This is a genomic window from bacterium (assembly GCA_037128595.1).
GTDB lineage: Bacteria > Verrucomicrobiota > Kiritimatiellia > CAIKKV01 > CAITUY01 > JAABPW01.
In genome coordinates, this window is the sequence record JBAXWB010000004.1 from 41,682 (window position 1) to 59,665 (window position 17,984).

General features: G+C 58.5%; 14 protein-coding genes. 7 read left to right on the forward strand and 7 right to left on the reverse strand.

What is annotated here, in order from left to right:
• Positions 1-20: 20 nt before the first annotated feature.
• Genes WCS52_03115 through WCS52_03125 form a run of 3 tightly spaced genes read right to left on the reverse strand, consistent with a single transcriptional unit; the run spans position 21 to position 3,542 of the window.
• Entirely contained in the window at positions 21-1,196 is a 1,176-nt protein-coding gene (locus WCS52_03115; protein MEI6166160.1) for a phosphopentomutase, read from the reverse strand.
• Entirely contained in the window at positions 1,193-1,873 is a 681-nt protein-coding gene (deoC, locus tag WCS52_03120) for a deoxyribose-phosphate aldolase (GenBank protein MEI6166161.1), read from the reverse strand. The genes WCS52_03115 and deoC overlap by 4 nt, the downstream gene beginning before the upstream one ends.
• A complete protein-coding gene (locus WCS52_03125) occupies positions 1,851-3,542 on the reverse strand; it encodes a SurA N-terminal domain-containing protein (GenBank protein ID MEI6166162.1) in 1,692 nt (563 codons plus the stop codon). Before WCS52_03125 ends, deoC begins: the two co-directional genes overlap by 23 nt.
• A gap of 262 nt (positions 3,543-3,804) precedes the next feature.
• Here WCS52_03125 and WCS52_03130 point away from each other — a divergent pair, with 262 nt between their 5' ends.
• From WCS52_03130 to dinB, 4 genes are read left to right on the forward strand one after another with little or no spacing between them, the layout of a single operon-like run.
• Complete coding sequence (locus tag WCS52_03130; protein MEI6166163.1) at positions 3,805-4,227, forward strand: hypothetical protein; 423 nt, start codon at positions 3,805-3,807, stop codon at positions 4,225-4,227.
• 59 nt (positions 4,228-4,286) lie between these two features.
• A complete protein-coding gene (gene rlmB, locus WCS52_03135) occupies positions 4,287-5,054 on the forward strand; it encodes a 23S rRNA (guanosine(2251)-2'-O)-methyltransferase RlmB (GenBank protein ID MEI6166164.1) in 768 nt (255 codons plus the stop codon).
• The gene (locus tag WCS52_03140; protein MEI6166165.1) at positions 5,051-6,184 is read left to right on the forward strand and encodes a serine/threonine-protein kinase; all 1,134 of its coding nucleotides are present in this window, start codon (positions 5,051-5,053) and stop codon (positions 6,182-6,184) included. The genes rlmB and WCS52_03140 overlap by 4 nt, the downstream gene beginning before the upstream one ends.
• Positions 6,181-7,371, forward strand: coding sequence for a DNA polymerase IV (gene dinB, locus WCS52_03145; GenBank protein ID MEI6166166.1), 1,191 nt, complete (start codon positions 6,181-6,183; stop codon positions 7,369-7,371). The genes WCS52_03140 and dinB overlap by 4 nt, the downstream gene beginning before the upstream one ends.
• 21 nt (positions 7,372-7,392) lie before the next feature.
• On the opposite strand, the gene WCS52_03150 is transcribed toward dinB, so the two are convergent.
• The 4 genes from WCS52_03150 to WCS52_03165 form a co-directional block, all read right to left on the reverse strand.
• Entirely contained in the window at positions 7,393-8,805 is a 1,413-nt protein-coding gene (locus WCS52_03150) for a hypothetical protein (protein ID MEI6166167.1), read from the reverse strand.
• A 155-nt stretch (positions 8,806-8,960) separates the two neighbouring features.
• A complete protein-coding gene (gene mfd, locus WCS52_03155; protein MEI6166168.1) occupies positions 8,961-12,401 on the reverse strand; it encodes a transcription-repair coupling factor in 3,441 nt (1,146 codons plus the stop codon).
• Positions 12,394-13,929, reverse strand: coding sequence for an ATP-binding protein (locus tag WCS52_03160; GenBank protein ID MEI6166169.1), 1,536 nt, complete (start codon positions 13,927-13,929; stop codon positions 12,394-12,396). Before WCS52_03160 ends, mfd begins: the two co-directional genes overlap by 8 nt.
• Positions 13,926-14,603 (reverse strand): response regulator transcription factor, encoded by a 678-nt coding sequence (locus WCS52_03165; GenBank protein ID MEI6166170.1) that lies wholly within the window; start codon positions 14,601-14,603, stop codon positions 13,926-13,928. Before WCS52_03165 ends, WCS52_03160 begins: the two co-directional genes overlap by 4 nt.
• Before the next feature lie 250 nt (positions 14,604-14,853).
• Here WCS52_03165 and WCS52_03170 point away from each other — a divergent pair, with 250 nt between their 5' ends.
• The 3 genes from WCS52_03170 to WCS52_03180 are packed head-to-tail and all read left to right on the forward strand — an operon-like array spanning position 14,854 to position 17,977.
• On the forward strand, positions 14,854-15,225 hold the full coding sequence (locus WCS52_03170; protein MEI6166171.1) for a hypothetical protein: 372 nt from the start codon (positions 14,854-14,856) through the stop codon (positions 15,223-15,225).
• Positions 15,222-16,700, forward strand: coding sequence for a metallophosphoesterase (locus WCS52_03175; protein ID MEI6166172.1), 1,479 nt, complete (start codon positions 15,222-15,224; stop codon positions 16,698-16,700). The genes WCS52_03170 and WCS52_03175 overlap by 4 nt, the downstream gene beginning before the upstream one ends.
• Positions 16,701-16,726: 26 nt before the next feature.
• The gene (locus WCS52_03180; protein MEI6166173.1) at positions 16,727-17,977 is read left to right on the forward strand and encodes a hypothetical protein; all 1,251 of its coding nucleotides are present in this window, start codon (positions 16,727-16,729) and stop codon (positions 17,975-17,977) included.
• Positions 17,978-17,984 lie beyond the last annotated feature (7 nt).

Below are 17,984 nucleotides of genomic sequence, written 5' to 3' on the forward strand. Positions count from 1 at the left end.
AACACGCGGCCTGCGGCAGATCAAAGGAAACTGACGCCGCGTGGCATGGCGGGAATCTTGAAATAGGCCGCCAGGGTCTGCGCCACATCATAGAATCCATCGCGGATCCCCAGGGCGGCATTTGTCTGGCCGGCCCCGTAGGTGAGCAGGGGAACAAATTCACGGGTATGGTCGGATCCTTTGAAGGTGGGATCATTGCCATGGTCGGCCGTGATGAGCAACAGATCGGTATCGGTCAACTTGGGCAGGAGTTCCCCCAGAAAGCGGTCCGCCTGCTCCAGCGCGGAGGCGTAGCCGGCCGCATCACGCCGGTGTCCGTAAAGCATGTCGAAATCAATCAGGTTGGCAAAACAGAAAAAGGAGTCCGGCTGGCCGGCGAGTTTCAAGATGGCCGCTTCAGCATCCGGGTTATTTTCCACATGAAACGAACGGGTGACGCCGCTGCCGCTGAAAATATCATCCAGCTTGCCGACGGTAATGACAGGAAGGCCGCTCTCGGACAGCCGGTTGAGGACGGTGGGCCCGGGCAGGGGATAGGAGAAATCCCGGCGGTTTTCGGTCCGTGTGAAGGCACCCGGCTGACCGATATAGGGGCGGGCGATCACCCTGCCCACCACGTAGGGATCGCATAATTCCCGGGCGATCCGGCAGCCTTCGTAAAGTTCCGGCAGGGGAATGACTCCCTCATGAGCGGCAATCTGAAAGACTGAATCCCCACTGGTATAGACGATCCAGGACCCTTCCTTGAGTTGTTGGGCGCCCAGTTCGTTGATGATGGCGATCCCGTTGGCTGCCTTGTTCCCGATGGTTTTGCGGCCAGTACGGCGTTCAAATTCCTGAATCAGGGGGGCCGGGAACGAAGGGGCCGTTTGGGGGAATAAATGAAACCCCTTTTCCATCAGGAGTCCGGCCATTTCCCAATGGCCGGTGGTGGTGTCCTTGCCTTGTGACCGCTCCCGCATGGCCCCGAAGCCACCCCTTGCGGGTGAAACAGCGGCGACGCCCGGAATGGCGAGGCCACCCGGCAGGAGCGGGGGAATATTCCCCAGTCCGAGCGATTGCAGGGTGGGGAGGCGGAGTCCGCCAACCGCCTGTCCGATATGGGCCAGGGTGTTAGCCCCGGTGTCACCGTAGGCGCCGGCATCGGGCGCGGCCCCGATGCCAACTGAATCCAATACGATGAGAAAGGCTTTCATGGCGTGGTGACCAGGCGGATGCCGGCGCTGGTTCCGAGCCGGTTGGCGCCTGCGGCGATCATGGCTTCCGCCTCCGCCAGCGTTCGAATTCCGCCGCTGGCTTTCACGCCGGCACGGGATCCCACGGTGGTGCGCATCAATCTCACATCATGAAGGGTGGCGCCGCCGGTGCTGAAGCCGGTGGAGGTTTTGACGAAATGGGCGCCGGCCTCCACGGCCAGCTGGCAGGCCCTCACTTTTTCCTCATCATTCAACAGGCAGATTTCGAGAATGACTTTGACGGAGCAGGACGAGCCGGCCGCCCGGACGACGGCACGGATATCCGACAGGACCGTTTCATAGGCTTTCTGCTTGAGGGCGCCGATGGCCAGCACCATATCAACTTCACGCGCTCCGGCCGAGGCGGCTTCACCGGCTTCAAAGGCTTTGCTGGCCGGGGTGGTGGCTCCGAGCGGAAACCCGATGACCGTGCAGGGGAGGATGGTGGGAGTGCCCGACAGGGCGTGCACCGCCGTGGGGAGCAGCCAGGGATTGACGCAGACTGCGGCAAACCCGTATGCGATGGCCTCTTCACAGAGTCGTTCAACATCGCGGGCGGTGCCCTCCGGCTTAAGGAGGGTGTGATCAATCATGGCGGCAAGACACCGCCCGGAGTCAGTTAGATTTATCCTGTTCATCAGAGGCGGGGATGTCCTGAATGTCTTCAGGCTTGTATTTATCTTTCATCCGCTCTCCGGAAACGAGGGATTTTTCCCAGTCGTTGAAGATGATGCGCGAGCGACGGCGGCTCGTATTCATGTACACCTGGTTTTGAATGGAGCCGAGCTCAGCCTGGCCAGCCGGACGGCGATCTACAATATACGCGATCATCAAGCCGCTGGTAGCTGGCAGGACCTCGCTCAATTCACCGGCGTTCCGCAAGGTGATATCCCCGAGAATTTCAGACGAGCTGACGGCATCGGGGGCTGCGGAAGCCGAGAAGTATTCCGTGGTGGAGACATTCATCGATTTTTCCTTGGCCAGGGCGGCGAACGACCGTTTGTTGTTCAGGCCGGCCTGCAGGAACTGGTGAAGATCGGCGGCCCGCTGGTTCAGGGCGGCCTGGAGGGCATTGGCCTGCGCCAGAGGTTCAACCTTCGCCTTGACCTGCGCGAACTCGGGAATATAGGCATCGGTATTGGTGCTCAGCGCCATCAGGTAGGCACAGGTCTTCCCGGGGACGGCCGTGCTGAAATACTCATCCGCGGTGGAGCGCAGCCGGAAGGCGGCTTCGTTGAAGGCGAGGCCGGCATCGATGCCCGGCACCGGATTCATGGCGTCAAACAGGCCGGTCTCGTGGATGGGGAGATGGACGCTTTGCGCAATGGCCTCAAACGTGGAGGCTTTGCCTTCGCGATTCGGCACCAGGGCATCACTGAGTTCATTGAGGGTGTCGGCAGCCATTTGCGTGGCGGCCTCGAACAGCAGTTTATTGGAGATCTCCTGCGACACCGCCTCCAACGGCTTCACCACCTTGACGTCATTGGTGCCGGTGGTGCTGTAGTCATCGGTATGGGCGAGGTAGTAATCCTCGACCGTGTTGGTATCCACCTTGTCGGTTACCTTGGACAGGTAGTTGGAGATGGGCAACTGGAGATAGCGAACGCTGACTTTGGCCGGGACCAGGAATTCATTGGAATGGGCTGTGTAGTATGAGTTGAGATTCCGGTCCGTCAGGGTGACGGCCGTGGCGGGAATCAGGTTGGTGGCGATGTTCACATACTCCAGTTTGAATGAGTCCGCGTAGCGGGAGGCCATCCGCCTGAGTTCACTGGGCGACAGCCAGATGGCGGAGGCCGTGATGTTGTGCAGCTTCTGGAGGATGATGTTTTCCCTGAGTTGCTGTTCGAATTGTTGAGGGGTGGCGTTCAACCGGCTGAGGGCATCGCGACAAAACACCTGATACCGCTGGGGATTGAACCGGCCTTCGTCCTGGAACTGAGGATCGGTGGTAATGGCCGCGAGCACCTCTTCCAACGAGGCCGTCAGCTTCAATTCCTGTGCCGCCCGCAGTGCGGCAATCCGGCGCCAGGCCATCGACCGGAGCTCCCGGTCCATCATGGGGGTGATGGTGGGGATACGGCCCATCATCAGGCAGACATTGAGGTAGGTGTTGAACCGGGCATGCCGCAATTCGGCATCGGTCACGGGCTTGCCATCCAGACTGCCGATGTCATTGGCCGGCCGGGCGCGATCACACCCCCCCCGGGGACTGAACCAGCCAACGAACGTAATAATGACAATACCGCCAATAATCCACCACACCACCTTGTTGCGGATCATCTTATTGAACTTCATGATCATCATGATAGGTACCCTTTTTTCAAAATATTAACCCATATCACCCGCCCTTATCGGACGGAAAGCTGTTATGTCTACTGGGTTCGAGAATGGGAGTCAAGAAGAGACAGCGGAACAAGTCATCGGAGGCAGGCATCAGGGATTACCCAATAGCCGAATCAGGTGTTCCCGCCCTTGCTCATAGGGCCGCCCGGGTATAGAAGTGGTTCATGGGAAATAATTAAAGGCGGTGCCATCTATGAATCAGTGTCTGACCAGGAGAATCATCATGAAGCGGACCATGGAGCTTCAATTACTCGGATTCATGGTATTGCTCTTCCTGATAGTCGGGGATGAAACATTAGATTTTCCGCACATGCTCTTCGGCGCCCCGGCCACGCCGATTAATTGGGCTGAGGCGATCATGGAAGGCGCTTATGTGGTTTTGTTAGGTGTGTTCTCCATGCTTACGACCCGGTATTTCATAAGGCGGGTGAAATTTCTGGAGGGCTTCATGTCCATCTGTGCGCATTGCAAGAAAATCCAGGAAGGGGAAAACTGGGTCTCGCTCGAGAAATATATGATTGAGCATTCCGAAGCTCAATTCTCTCATGGCGTCTGTCCTGAATGTGCGGAGAAATACTATGGCGAATTTTCACCCCGCCCGAAAATCGTGACATTTGATTCGTCCCGCACCCATTCCGCGGCTTGAACGGCCGTGCTCCCTCCACCGCTATTGTTTTATGAGCCGGCCCGGTGTATCCTGATGCCATGTCAAATGAACCTGATATTGTGTATGGGCGCCAGCCGGTATGTGAATTATTGCGGGCCGGGCGGCGTGAGGTGAAGCGCTTGCTGATGGCGAATAATGTCCGCCGCTCCTCCGCAGCCATCCTGCAGTTTCTCAAGCTGGCGGAAAAGCGTTCCCTGGAAATTCAATCGGTGGCCTTATTCGAGCTGGACCGGTTCTGCCGTGGCGGAAACCATCAGGGCGTCGCCGCCGTGGTGGCGGAGTACCCTTATGTCGAACTTTCGGACGTCCTGGAGGGGGCGCAGGTGCGCAAATCGCCCTTGCTGGTGCTGCTGGTGGATCATGTGCAGGATCCTCAGAATCTGGGGTCCATGATCCGTTCGGCTGATGCCGCCGGGGTGAATGGGGTGATCATCCCCCGCCATCGCGCGGTGATGGTGACTCCCGCGGTCGTCCGGGCCTCGGCCGGCGCCACCGAGCATGTGCCCGTGGCTCAGGTGGTGAACCTGCATCAGGCGATGTTGACGTTGAAGGAGGAGGGGGTTCGCCTGGTTGGGTTGGAGGGAAGCAGCGACGCGGTCCCCTATGAGGAGGCCGATCTGACGGGACCCATCGGGATCGTTGTGGGGAGCGAGGAGGAGGGGCTGGGCAAGTTGATCCGGGAAACCTGCGACGTGGTGGTCCGGCTTCCGATGCGGGGCCATGTGGGGTCCCTCAACGCCGCGGTGGCCGCCGCCATCGCCCTGTTTGAAGTCCGGCGCCAGCAAGGGACGGTTACTGCGAAATGACGAATGACACGGAGTTATCGGATACCGTGGTGGATGTAGCCGCGCAAGAAGTTAGTTTGCCGATGGTGCCGGGAACTGCTCCCCATATGACGCTGGGGCAACTGACTGAAAATTACGAAGCCATCATCCGGGTTAAGGGGATCTATTATCCTGCGGCGTATCAATTTCTAAAGGAATTGGGACGCGGGCGGCAGGGGATCGTTTTTCTGGGGTTACGACAGGGCGCCCGGGGGTGTGTGACCCGCCACGCCATCAAGTTGTTCAATCCTGCCATCTATCCGAGCCCTGAGTTGTACTGGACTGATATGGGCCGGATCGCGATCCAGACGTCACGCCTCCAGGCCATGCAGAGCCCCAATCTGGTCTCCCGCGACAGTTATGAAGAGACCTGCGGGATCGGCTATCTCCAGATGGATGGTATCGATGGCGTGGATATGAAGCAGTTCCTGGATGGCGCCCATCTCGCGACCACCCGGGCCCGGAGCACTTCGGAGGAATGGGCCCGCTTCACCGATGTGATCTTCAGGCTCGATGGCCGCAAGGTGTGTGTGCAACCCGGGGTCGCCATCTATATTATGCGGATGATGTTGCGCGGAATGGAGGCCCTGAACTCTGCAGGGTTTGTCCATTGCGATATCAAGCCGGGTAACGTGATGATCGATCGATTGGGTTACGTGAAGCTCGTCGATTTCGGACGGGCGGTGCTGATGGGCGAGAAATCCAACTGGCTGCTGGGCACGCCCATCTACATGGCCCCCGAGATCCATGAACGGAAACCGCCCCAGATCCAGTCGGACATCTTCAGTGCCGGTCTGGTCTGTCTGGAAATGCTACGGGGCGAATCCATTTGTGATCCGGCACTGGATGAGGATGAACTGTTACGGTTCAAACTGAAACTGGCTGAACGCCTGCCGGGCTTTTTGCCTGATTACGTTAGACAGAACGACCGGTTGGTTCATACCTTGCGTAAAATGTTGGCAGCGGATCCCGCGGATCGCTTCAGTTCTGTCAGTGAGGTGGATTCCGGACCTGATGGCTTGCTGCATGTTCATAAACAACTGGTTCATGCCGGTAAGGATTCCGAATACGGGCGTGAATTGGAGTCCTACCTGTCTAAATTCGCGACGTGACTCCGCTCTTAACCATTCTGCATGTGGATATGGATGCCTTCTATGCCGCCATTGAGGCGCTGGATCATCCTGAGTGGCGGGGGCTCCCTCTGGTGGTCGGCTCTCCGCCGGATCAACGTGGCGTGGTCGCCACCTGTTCCTATGAGGCCCGCCGGTTCGGGATCCATTCCGCCATGCCCTCGCGCACCGCCGGGAAGCTCTGTCCGCATGCCATTTTTGTTCCGCCCCGGATGGAGCGCTATGCCGAAATCTCGGCTCAGATTATGATCATTTTTGAGGAATTCACTCCGTTTGTTGAACCGCTTTCCCTGGATGAGGCCTTCATGGATGTCCGCGGGGCGCTGCGATTGTGGGGGGATGCCGTAACGATCGCCCGGGAGGTGAAGGGGCGCATCAAGACCCGGCTCGGACTGACCGCTTCCGTGGGAGTGGCTCCCAATAAATTCCTGGCCAAAATGGCCAGCGACATGAACAAGCCGGATGGGATCACCGTGGTCCCGGTGACCGAGCCCGAGATTATGGCGTTCCTGGCCCCGCTCCCTGTGACCAAAATGTGGGGGATCGGCAAGGTGACGGGCGCCCATCTGGAAAAGGAAGGCCTGAAGGTGATCGGTCAGTTGCAGGCCCTGGACATGAGGACGATGGAGCGTTTGTTCGGGAAAGCTGGCGCCGCGGATATGGCCGACCTGGCCCGGGGCCGTGATAGCCGGCCGGTGATCACTCACTGGGAAGAGAAGAGTATTTCCAATGAACACACCTTTTCAGAAGATGAAACGGATAGTGAGCGGGTCCGGCAACGCCTTCTCGAGTTGACGGAGGAGGTCGGGGGGCGTTTGCGCAAGTCCGGGAAGCTGGCCAAAACCGCCCAGATCAAACTCCGGTTCGGCGATTTCTCAACGATCACCCGGCAGCTCTCCTTTCCTGCGGCGCTCAATAGTGATCGCGAACTGATTGCCGCCGCTATGACCCTGTTTGAGCGTGAACACGTGGTGCGCCCCATCCGGCTGGTAGGCTTTGGGGTCAGCCATCTCGTCACCCCGGATCAGACCGTACCCGCCCAGCAGGAACTGTTTACGGATCTGGCCGGCCAGGCGCAGTCCACCCGCAACAAGAAACTGGATCAGGCTGTGGATGCCTTGCGCCACTCCTTCGGCAGTGACGCCATTAAACGCGGGAAATGGGAGTAAGCCGGTAAGTAGTAATTCTGCTTAAAACAGATAGGAAATCTCGCAGCGGGCGAATAGGGCGGTGTCGTCGTTTTTGTAGTAGTTGCCGGGTTCCAGACATTCAATCAGGAAGTGCGATATCAGTTTATCTTTCGGCCGGAGCGAGTTTTCAGCCAGTGTGACATCTTCCCTTAGCTGGCCCAACCAGCCGCGCTCCCGGCCTCCGCCGTTTCCGTCTGCCTCAAAGGCGGCCAGGTAATGAATCGAAGCGGTGGTTTTGGTCCGCTTGGTCGGGGTGATGGAGAGGCTTAGATTGGGGTCAATGAGGTTGGACCAGCGAGCCGCGGATTGTTCGAGATCATAGGCGAAGACATACAGATCGCTGCTTTGCGGGCAACGTGACCAGATGGGATTCCAGCCTTCATCCGTGTCTGTGCCGGGGTTATCACCGGACAGCAGATACAGGTCGGCCTTTAGAACGGGCAGGGCGGGGGTGGTGGCAAACTTCTGGGCAAGGGAGGCATCCACCATATACCCATGCATGTCCGTATCCCCATGCATACCATACTGTCCGGCCACTTCCAGGTTCCCCGTCAGATTATCGTTAAACACAGGCATCAACCGGAATCCGGCAGTTTCAATGTCGAAATCAGGATTTTGCAACTCCTTGGCGGCGGGGTTCACCGTCTGCCAGGCAAAGGGGGGCGGGGCAAAATGGCCCGCCGCATCCGCTTTCACCGGCTGGTTGTAGGCGCTTTCCTTTTTGTAGATCAGGTAGGACTCAAAGGGCAGGTTTTTGAGTGTGGCATTGGTCAGGTACATTCCCGCCCCGCTTTCGGTAACGCCCTCTGGGGCCTTGGGGAATCCCGACAGGTCGCGTTGGGCGCCGTTAATGGCCCATTGGTCTTCAGCGGGATTGTAGATGCCGAAGAGATCCAATTTGGACTCAGGAATGGATTTAATGCTCGCCTTGACGGCATTTTGATAGAGCGTACGTGAGCCGTCACCCGGAGTGCCATCCAGCATCACCCGGCCGTTGCCATAAATCAGCTCCTGTCGGCCAACGCGAAGGTCTGTCGTTTTATCGAGCAGGTCGCGGGCCTCCAGATAGAGGTTGTCGAACACCCATTCGTCCGGCCACTCCGAGGTGGAGCGCTGGGGTTTCTGGGAGACATCGGGATAGATCCAGGCGCGGCTTTCATTAACCACCCGGGCTCGGGCCGTAACCGAGGGGAGCAGGTCAAGTTCAGACCAGAGGCGGGTCCGGAACCGGACGTAGTCGTTTTCGCCATTCCGTGCATAAGCCGGAACGTCCACCTTGCTGGGGATGTGGTCGAAATACTCAATTCGCGCGCGTTCTTCAGCCCCATAGCGGAAAGAGGGGGGGATGCCGTCTGCCCGGGATGAAACCGCGGTGGAGAGGAGGAGTATGAAAATCAGATATTTCAAGTTCATATACGGCCTTGGTTTAAAGTTCAAAGTTTCGTGTTCAAAGTTAAAAACAATAAATTCAAGAGTCGGGACTTTGGACTTTTGCTCCATTGGTTGCGAGTGCAAAGTTAATAACAGAAAACCTTGAACTCTGAACTTTCAACTCGCAACTCTCTTTATTACTCCAACTTCCGCAGGTGGCTGCGGATTTCATCCAGCCGGTCATCGGGGGAGGTGGTTTTCAGGCGGGGAAAACGGCCGCCTGGCAGCATCAGGTAGTCCTGGTGGCGTTTCAACATCAGTTTAGCCTCTTCGACTTCGATGGATTTGATTTTCTTGCCAGCGGCCAGAATGCGGATTTCGGCCAGTTTAAGCAGGCGCTCACATTCGGCGGGAATGGGGCCGAAGCGGTCGCGGAAGCTGGTCCGCAGGGCGCGCACTTCCTTGACAAATCCCGTCTCGGCGATCCGGCGGTACATGCCTACGCGCAGGCGCTCATCTTCAATATAGGTGGCAGGAATGAGCGCCGAGTGGCTGGCACCGGTGTCGGAGGGGGACAGGCTGAGGAAATCAAAGATCAGATCCACGTCGATGACGGGGGGCAACGGTTCCCCCTTTTTCTGGGCGATGGTGTGGCGGAGCAACTGGCAGTACAGGCCGAAGCCGACGGCGGCGATATGGCCGCTCTGACTCGCGCCCAGCAGGTTCCCGGCACCCCGGATTTCCAGGTCGCGCATGGCGAGCCGGAAACCGGTGCCGGCTCCGGAATATTGCTTGATGGCTTGGATGCGTTTGCGGGCGGTCGGATCCACATGGGCCTGGGTGGGCAACAGCATATAGGCATAGGCCTTATGTTTGGAGCGGCCCACGCGGCCCCGTAACTGATAAAGTTCCGCCAGTCCGAAACGATCCGCCCGGTCGATCAGGATGGTATTGGCGTTGGGGATATCCAGTCCGCTCTCAATGATGGTCGTGCAGAGCAGGACATCGAATTCACCCTGGGCGAAACTGCGCATGACCTCTTCCAGGGCGCCGGCGCCCATCTGACCGTGACCGACGCCGATCCGGGCTTCGGGGACCAGGCGATGGATCCGTTCACGCAACCGTTCGATGCTATGGACCCGGTTATGGAGGAAGAAGACCTGGCCCTCCCGGTTCAACTCCCGCAGAATGGCCTCCCGGACCACCGTATCGGAGTCAGGGGTGACAATGGTTTCAACGGCCAGCCGCTCCTGGGGCGGCGTCTGGATGGTGCTCAGGTCGCGGGCCCCGGTCATGCTCATGTAGAGCGTGCGGGGAATCGGGGTGGCGGTCAGGGTGAGGACATCGACCAGCCGGCGAATATGTTTGAACCGTTCCTTGTGCAGAACCCCGAACTTCTGCTCCTCATCAATAATTACCAGTCCGAGATCCTTAAAGGCGATGGTCGGCTGGATCAGGGCATGCGTCCCGATGACGATATCCACCTTGCCCTCTGCCAGGGCTTGAATGACGCGACTGCATTCGCCGCGGGTGCAGAAGCGGCTGAGCATCTCGATGCGGACCGGAAAGGGGGCCATGCGTTCGGAAAAGGTCTGGAAATGCTGCTGGGCCAGAATGGTGGTCGGGACCAGGACGGCGACCTGTTTGCCGGCCATGACGGCCTTGAAGGCGAGGCGGATCGCCACTTCCGTTTTGCCATAGCCCGCATCCCCGCACAGGAGCCGGTCCATGGGCCGTTTGGCCTCCATATCTTTTTTCGCCTCCCGGATGGCCGATTCCTGGTCATCGGTTTCCTGATATGGGAACGAGGCTTCCAGTTCATGTTGCCAGGGGTTATCCGGCGGAAAGGCAAAGCCCTCCTGGGAATCGCGGGCCGCCTGGATTTCAAGGAGGGACGACGCCATATCCTGCACCGCATGCTGGGCCGCGAGTTTCTCGTGAATCCAGCGTTTGCCGCCCAGTTGATGCAGTGCCACCGAATGACGACCCACCCCCACATAGCGGGTGAGGAGGTGGGCGTGGGACACGGGGACATAAAGTTTGGCCCCCTCGGCGTACTCGATGGCCAGGGCTTCCTGAAGCTGGCTGCCCACGGTGATCTCACGCAAGCCGAGGTAACGGCCCACCCCGTGATCGATATGCACCACCAGGTTCCCCGGCTCCATGTCCGTCCAGTCCGTAATCCGGGCGCCGCCACCCGCCTGGGTCTTGCGGGAAGGGAGGCGTTTGCGTTGAATCTTGCGGCCATAGAGATCCGGTTCGGCCACGACCAGCAGGTTGAACTCGGTGCTGGCAAAGCCGCCGGTCAACGGGGCCATGATGATTTCCGGTTTCGACTTATTAAAGATGGTGCCGTACACATCCTCAAAGCGGGTGTGGGTCCCTTCGCTGTCGAAGAAAAAGGCGGTGCGCGTGCCGGTGGCCAGACTGGCGGCCGTGGTCGTCAGGAACCGGCGCCGGCTGGTTTCAATAGCATCGGGATGCAGGACATGCCGGGCGGTGACAGAGGGAATGGGCTCGACGGGTTGGAAATCGAGAGCGAGCAGGGGACAGGTTTCGTCAGGACGGGAGCCCATGAACACCTGACGTAAGGCCGGGCGTGACAGAAGCACGGCTTCCAGTGAGGCGAGCCGTTCTACATAAGCGCTGGCCTTGGCCTCCCGCACCGCTTCCTCGTACGTGGCCGTATGGGCCAGGATGGAATCCTTGTCGGCCCAGACCACGATCAGGTCGCATGCGTTCCGGCTAGTAATCTCTCGGGAATGTCGCGGCTCAGCCGGAGGCTTCGCCCTACCTTGAGAAGACTCCAGTATTTCGGTAGGGCGAGGCGTCCCTGCCGAGCCGTCTGTAGATGATGGAGTGGTTTTTAATGGGCTTTGAGGGCGGGCGGGAAGGTGGTCAAACAAAAAGGCCCGGTTCTCCGCCTTCGCGCGCAGGAGTTTCCATTCGCTGGCGGGGGGGAGAATGGCCTCCGTCAACGGGGCCAGCGACCGTTGTTCCGCAGGATCAAAGGTCCGGAGCGACTCGACGGTGGAGCCGAAGAACTCGATGCGCATGGGCCAGGGACTGGTCAGGGGCCAGATATCAAGGATGCCCCCGCGCAACGCGGCGTCGCCCTGGAACTGAACTTCCGCCGAGAAGGCATAGCCGCTTTGCTCCAGATGGCTGGTCAATTCGGTCGGGTCGACTTCATCGCCGGTTCTCAGCGTTCGCGTATGCGCCAGAAACGATTCGCGCGAGACGGTCCGTTCCATCAGGGCCTGGGCGCAGGTGGCAATGACCCGCGGTTCGGCCGTAGCCAGGGAGGTCAGGGTCTCCAGTCTTGCCCCCATGACCCCTAGATCCGGTGAGGTGGCCGTGTTGGTAGGAAGAACCTCCCAGCTGGGGAAGACCAGCGGGGGGAGATCCCCGGGCGGTGCCAGGGATTGAAGGTCGCGCGCCATCCATTCCAGGGTTCGTGGCCCATCGGCAATCCACAGGATGGTGGCCTTCGACCAACGCGCGAGTTCCCAGACGAGCCAGGCTTCAGCGGCGGTGGGGATATCAGGGATATGAATCAGGTGTGATTGCGTGAACGCCGCTGCCAGCTTTGATTGCAGGCGGTCTTCAAGATCCTTCTTCCATAAAAAATCACTCATTTTCCGCCTTGTTACCGGATGGTGCAGGCAGTGTCAGGGCGAAGGCGATCCAACCGTCGGTGGATTCCTTCAGGACCAGGGTACCCTGGTGCGCGTTCACAATTTCACGGGAGAGGCTCAATCCCAGTCCCACTCCATCAATGTGGCGGCCGCGCGAACGGTCCCCCCGGTAGAAGCGCGTGAACAGGAGTTTTTCATCGAGGGTGAGGGACGGCGGGGTGGTATTGCCGATGGTGAACAGAATCCGGTCAGCCTGCTGGGCGAGTGTCAGTTTGATCAGTCCGCCAGGGCGATTGTATTTGATGGCATTGCTCAGGAGGTTTTGCAGGACCTGCCTCAACAGGTCCGGGTCAGCCTCGATGGTAAGGCCCGGGGTGAGCTGGCGGTCAATATGCAGGCCGGGGGCCAGCACATCAGCATCGTGCAGAAGATCATCAATCGCGTCGCTCAGGTCAATCCGTTCCCGCTTGAGGGTGAGCTGTCCCGTGTCAGCCCTGGCGAGCAGGAGTAGTTTCCAGACGATCGTCTTGAGCCGCTGAACCTCCTCAAGCAGGCCGGCATACATCTGCTGATCCGGTTCCGAGGCGGCATTCTGGATGGCTTGTTCCATTTGCCCCTGGAGGATGGTGAGCGGCGTATTCAGTTCATGCGCGGCATCGGCACTGAACCGGGTAGCCTGCTGAAAACTTTTTTCGAGGCGGTCCAGCATCCCGTTGAGAATCTGGATGAGTTCGGCGAACTCGGGGGCTGCGTTATCCACCGGTACACGCTGATGCAGGTCTTTGGCTGTGATTTTCCCGGCCACGCGAGTGAGGGTTCTGACGGGACGCAGCGCCTGACCTGCCAGCAACCACCCCCCGATCGCCAGCAACAAAAGGGCCACGGGAATTGCAAAGGTGAAAAGGGTCTGGACCGCCTGAATCTCCGCCTGAAATTCTGCGAGATCCAGGGCCATGACAAACGTGATGTCTGAATTCTGGAGGGTCATTATCCGCCAGGTTTTATCCGGCCCGGTGAAGGTCGTATACTGCGGGTCGGAATGGCGGCGTGCGGGAGGGCGGCCCCCGGCAGGCTCATGAAGACCGGGGGGAGGGGGGCGTGTGCGCGGTTCCCGGGGCGGGCGCTGAAGTTCAGGCGGCGGTTCACGAGCAGGAGGGTCCGGATCGTTTTTAAATGACGGCTCAGATGAGGTCTGAAGGCGCAATACTTTTTCCGTCAGGTTGGTTGGCCAGTGGCGGGAACTGTAAAGCGGGTTCCGGTCCTGATCACACACCATGAATTCATAGACTCCTTTATGGTCGTCTTCATGGAACGAGCGCAGGGAGGTGTCCAACTGGGCCCAATGTTCCCGTGGGTGAAGCCGGTTGATCTGGGGTGTTCCCATCGCCACGAGCTCCCGATCCAGCCGTTCCAGTCCGATCCGCTGGGTGGAGGCAAGAAAAAAAGCCGAGAACCCCATCAGGACAAGGCCCGTGAAGGTCACCACACCCAGGGCAATCTTAAGTTTGAATGACCATAAGATTTTCATGGGCTTGTTTTCCGGACCCGGTATCCCACGCCGCGTACGGTTTCGATCAGCGGGACCGCTTCGGTGTCATCAATCTTCTTGCGGAGCCGGCGGATATTGACGTCGACCAGGTTGGTTTCCGGGTCAAAATCATAGCCCCATACCTTTTCGAGCAATTGAGTCCGGGTGAAGACGCGTCCGGGCGTTCTCATCAGCGGCTCGAGCAGGTTGAATTCCCGGGCCGTCAATTCGATGTCGCGTTTGCCCCGTTTCACCTCACGCGTGATCAGGTTGATGACGAGGTCATCGGCTTGAACCAGGCCGAGGGGGGCACCGGAAACCCGCCTCGTAACGGCCAGAATGCGGGCGATCAGCTCGTCGATGTAAAACGGTTTGGTGAGATAATCATCGGCGCCCAGGTTCAGTCCCTCAACCCGTTCATTCGGTTCGGTTCGTGCCGTCAGCAGGATGACCGGCACGGCCTGCTTGCGGGCCCGGAGATTCTTGAGAATGCTGAGGCCATCGCGACCGGGAAGCATGATGTCCAGTACAATGGCGTCATAGGCCTGCGTCGTTGCCAGGGTATAGGCTTCATTGCCATCATGGCAGAGGTCCGTCGCGAAGCCCTGTTCCGTCAGGCCCTGCCGGATAAAGCTGGCGATCTTCCGCTCGTCTTCCACTACCAGAATCTTCATAGCGGAAATCTAGCATGAGCTGGGGCAGGTTCCAATCAAACGTTCATGACAATTCCGTCATCTTCGCGTCACCTGATTTGTCATGGTGTCATCGTTTAATACGGGTAGATGCAAGAGAGGATATCGAATGAAAGGAGGTACTAAAAATATGGATGGGCGACCGCGAAGAGACCGAATGGATCAGGTGAGTAACGCTCGGTGAGCGCGACCTGAAGGCAACCGAACGAGTGTAAACCAAAAGGAGCGTATCATGAAAAAGACAGCAATAGTCGTAGCAGTGATGGCAATGGGATGGATGTTCAGCGCAGTGGCAGCAGATGAGGGTAGCGGACCGCCGCAAGGTGGCCAGAATAAGGAGCGGGGGAAGCGTCCGCCGCCGCCGGTCATGAAAGTGCTGGACGTGAATGGCGATGGGATCCTGGATGCCGGTGAGATTGCCAACGCCGCCGCCGCGCTGGCGAAGTTGGATAAAAACGGGGACGGCAAGTTGACCCGTGAAGAGCTGATGCCGCCTCGGCCTCCGCCATCGGGAGACCAACAGGGGCAACGTGGGGAAGGTGAAGGGCCTCAGGGAGGCGCTGAGCATGGTAACCCACCCCCGCCGGAGGGAGAGGGCAAATGAAGTCACGCGCAAGACAGGTGATTCTGCCCGTTCTGGTTTTTGCGTTATCGGCCTTCAGCGGCGTGACGCAGGACAAGATCACAGACTCATTTGCCTTGCGCAGTCCTGCCGGGGTGACCGGCAGGACTTTGCCGGGGAAGGAGTCAGGTGAGGGGCAGATATCGGTCATATTGGGGCGCCCCTCTGACCATACGGTGACCGCCAGCGTTCTCTCGGCGGAAGCCATGGAGGGCTTTTGCGAGTATGGGGTGGCCCCGGGAAATTATTCCAAAAAGACCGGGGTTGTCGCCCTGGCTTCCGGCAAGCCGGTGGATTTTGTGCTTGGCCCGCTTCCGGTTGACACGGCGTGCGTGTATCGCCTGAGATATCGTAAGCTGGGCGAATCCGTCTTCACCGAAGGGGGCATGCATTCCTTTCATACCCAGCGGGCACCCGGAAAGGCCTTTGTGTTCGAGATTCAAGGAGACTCCCATCCTGAGCGCCCGAAACAGCACGATTCCTCCCTCTATTCCAAGACCCTGAAAGCCGCGGCAGCAGATCACCCCGACTTCTATATGTGCATCGGGGATGATTTCAGTGTGGATACCCTTCATGTTGTTAACGAGGGAACCGTGGTGCAGCGCTATCTGCTGCAGCGTCCTTTCCTGGCTCTGGTGGCCCAATCGGCCCCGTTATTTCTCGTCAACGGAAACCACGAGCAGGCGTCCGCCTGTAACCTTGACGGTACATCCAACAACGTGGCGGTCTGGGCCCAGAATGCGCGCAACACCTATTTCCCGCAGCCTGCCCCGGATGGCTTCTACACGGGGGATACTAAACCCGTTCCCTTCATTGGTCTTTTGCGGGACTATTATGCATGGACCTGGGGCGATGCATTGTTCGTGGTGATCGATCCGTACTGGCACTCCACCAAGCCCGTGGATAATCCTTTTGGTGGGGGCGAAAAGTCCAAGGATTTGTGGTCGGTCACGCTCGGCGCGGACCAGTATAAGTGGTTTTCGCAAACGCTGAAATCCAGTCATGCAAAATTCAAGTTCGTCTTCTCGCACCATGTGCTGGGGACCGGACGCGGTGGCATCGAGAATGCCAGTCTGGGTGAATGGGGCGGGGAGAACCGCAAAGGAGTTAATGAGTTCGGGCGGATGCGGCCAGACTGGGAGATGCCCATTCATCAATTAATGGCCACCAACGGTGTGACCATTTTCTTCCAAGGCCATGACCATGTGTTTGCCCGTCAGTCATTGGATGGCGTGGTGTATCAGACCCTGCCCGAGCCGGCGGATCCCAGTTATACGCTCTATTTCAAAGAAGCGTTCCGGTCCGGCAATATCCTGCCCAATTCGGGCCGGGTTCGGGTAACCGTCACTCCCGACAAGGTGACCGTGGAATACATCCGGTCATGGCTTCAAATAGATGTGACGGACCTGCACACGGACGGGGAAGTGGCTTTTCGCTACTGCATTATGACGAAGTAAGGTTAACCGCAAAAAGGAGAAAGATCATGAAAGGGGCGATGATAGTCGGAACGGTGATGGTGATGGGGCTTGGATTAGGCGGGCTGGCGCAGGAGCGTCTGCCGCGGGGACCTCAACCACGTGATAACGTGAAGCGATACTCGCTGGAACAAGCAATATCCGATCGGGCTCAGCTCCATACAATAGCCTTCGATGGGCTGGCCTTTTTGACCGGTGATTTCGGGTACGACACCTTTCTGCCGCCGGGCAAGGTCTCTGATTACTTCGGCTTCCAGTACATGCGGGATATCGACGCCAAGGAGGGAGGGCATAACACGTCATTCCTGACGACGATTGCCAACAACATGCTGGCCGTGCTGGATGATAACCAGAAAGCTCAGCTGTTGGCGCTGGCCAAAGAGCAGGAGAATGACATCCGGACGTTCGCCGAAAAGCGACTCCCTTTGATCAAGGCCTTCCGCCGTAATCTGGAGGGGGATCTTCCCGCCGGTAGCAATGGTCTGGATAAGAGCGCGGTGATCAAGCTGTCGGCCGATCTGTACGAACTGGACGGCCGGCTGTCTTATGATCGTGCCAAAGTCATGGGCGGGATCATCCACCATTTCTCGGAGTCCCAGAAGGCGGCATTGGCCAAGCTGAAGTTCGGCGATTCCCGGACCTGGCCGGATATGGCGGATCAGCTCGACAAGAGGAGTATGCCCCATACCGTTAATGTGGCTGTAATGACCTATGCCAGCGAAATGTTTGCCTGGTATGCAGGCTCGCTGGATGCCGACACCTACTTCTGTCCGGAACGGCATGGAATGTACTTTGGTGGGTTCGGCATGAAGACCGCCCCGGCCATGGGAAAGAAAGATTACTCAATCAGTACCACCTTGACGGGGGACAGCGGTGAGGCGTTCCTAGCCACATTGACGGGTTCCCAGCGGAAATGGATCACGGATCTCATTGACCTGCAGCGCAAGGATCTGTCGGAGATCGTCAAAACACGTCGGGCGATATCGGCGGAATTGCGGCGTTTCCAGAAAGGCGAGACCGCCGATAAAGACACTGTCCTCGCCCTGTCGCGACGCTATGGCGAGCTTGATGGCGAGATGGCGTACTTTTATGCCACCGCCTTTGGCAAGGTCGGCCAGACGCTGACGGCGCAACAGAAAACAAAACTCGCCTCCCTGCGGAAAATTGATCCGACTGAGCCCAAGGGGCCATTTCTGTACTCTGATCCGATCCGGAATCCAACGATTGGAAATACGGATTTCCTGTTTAGTGCAAAGTGAAGAACGG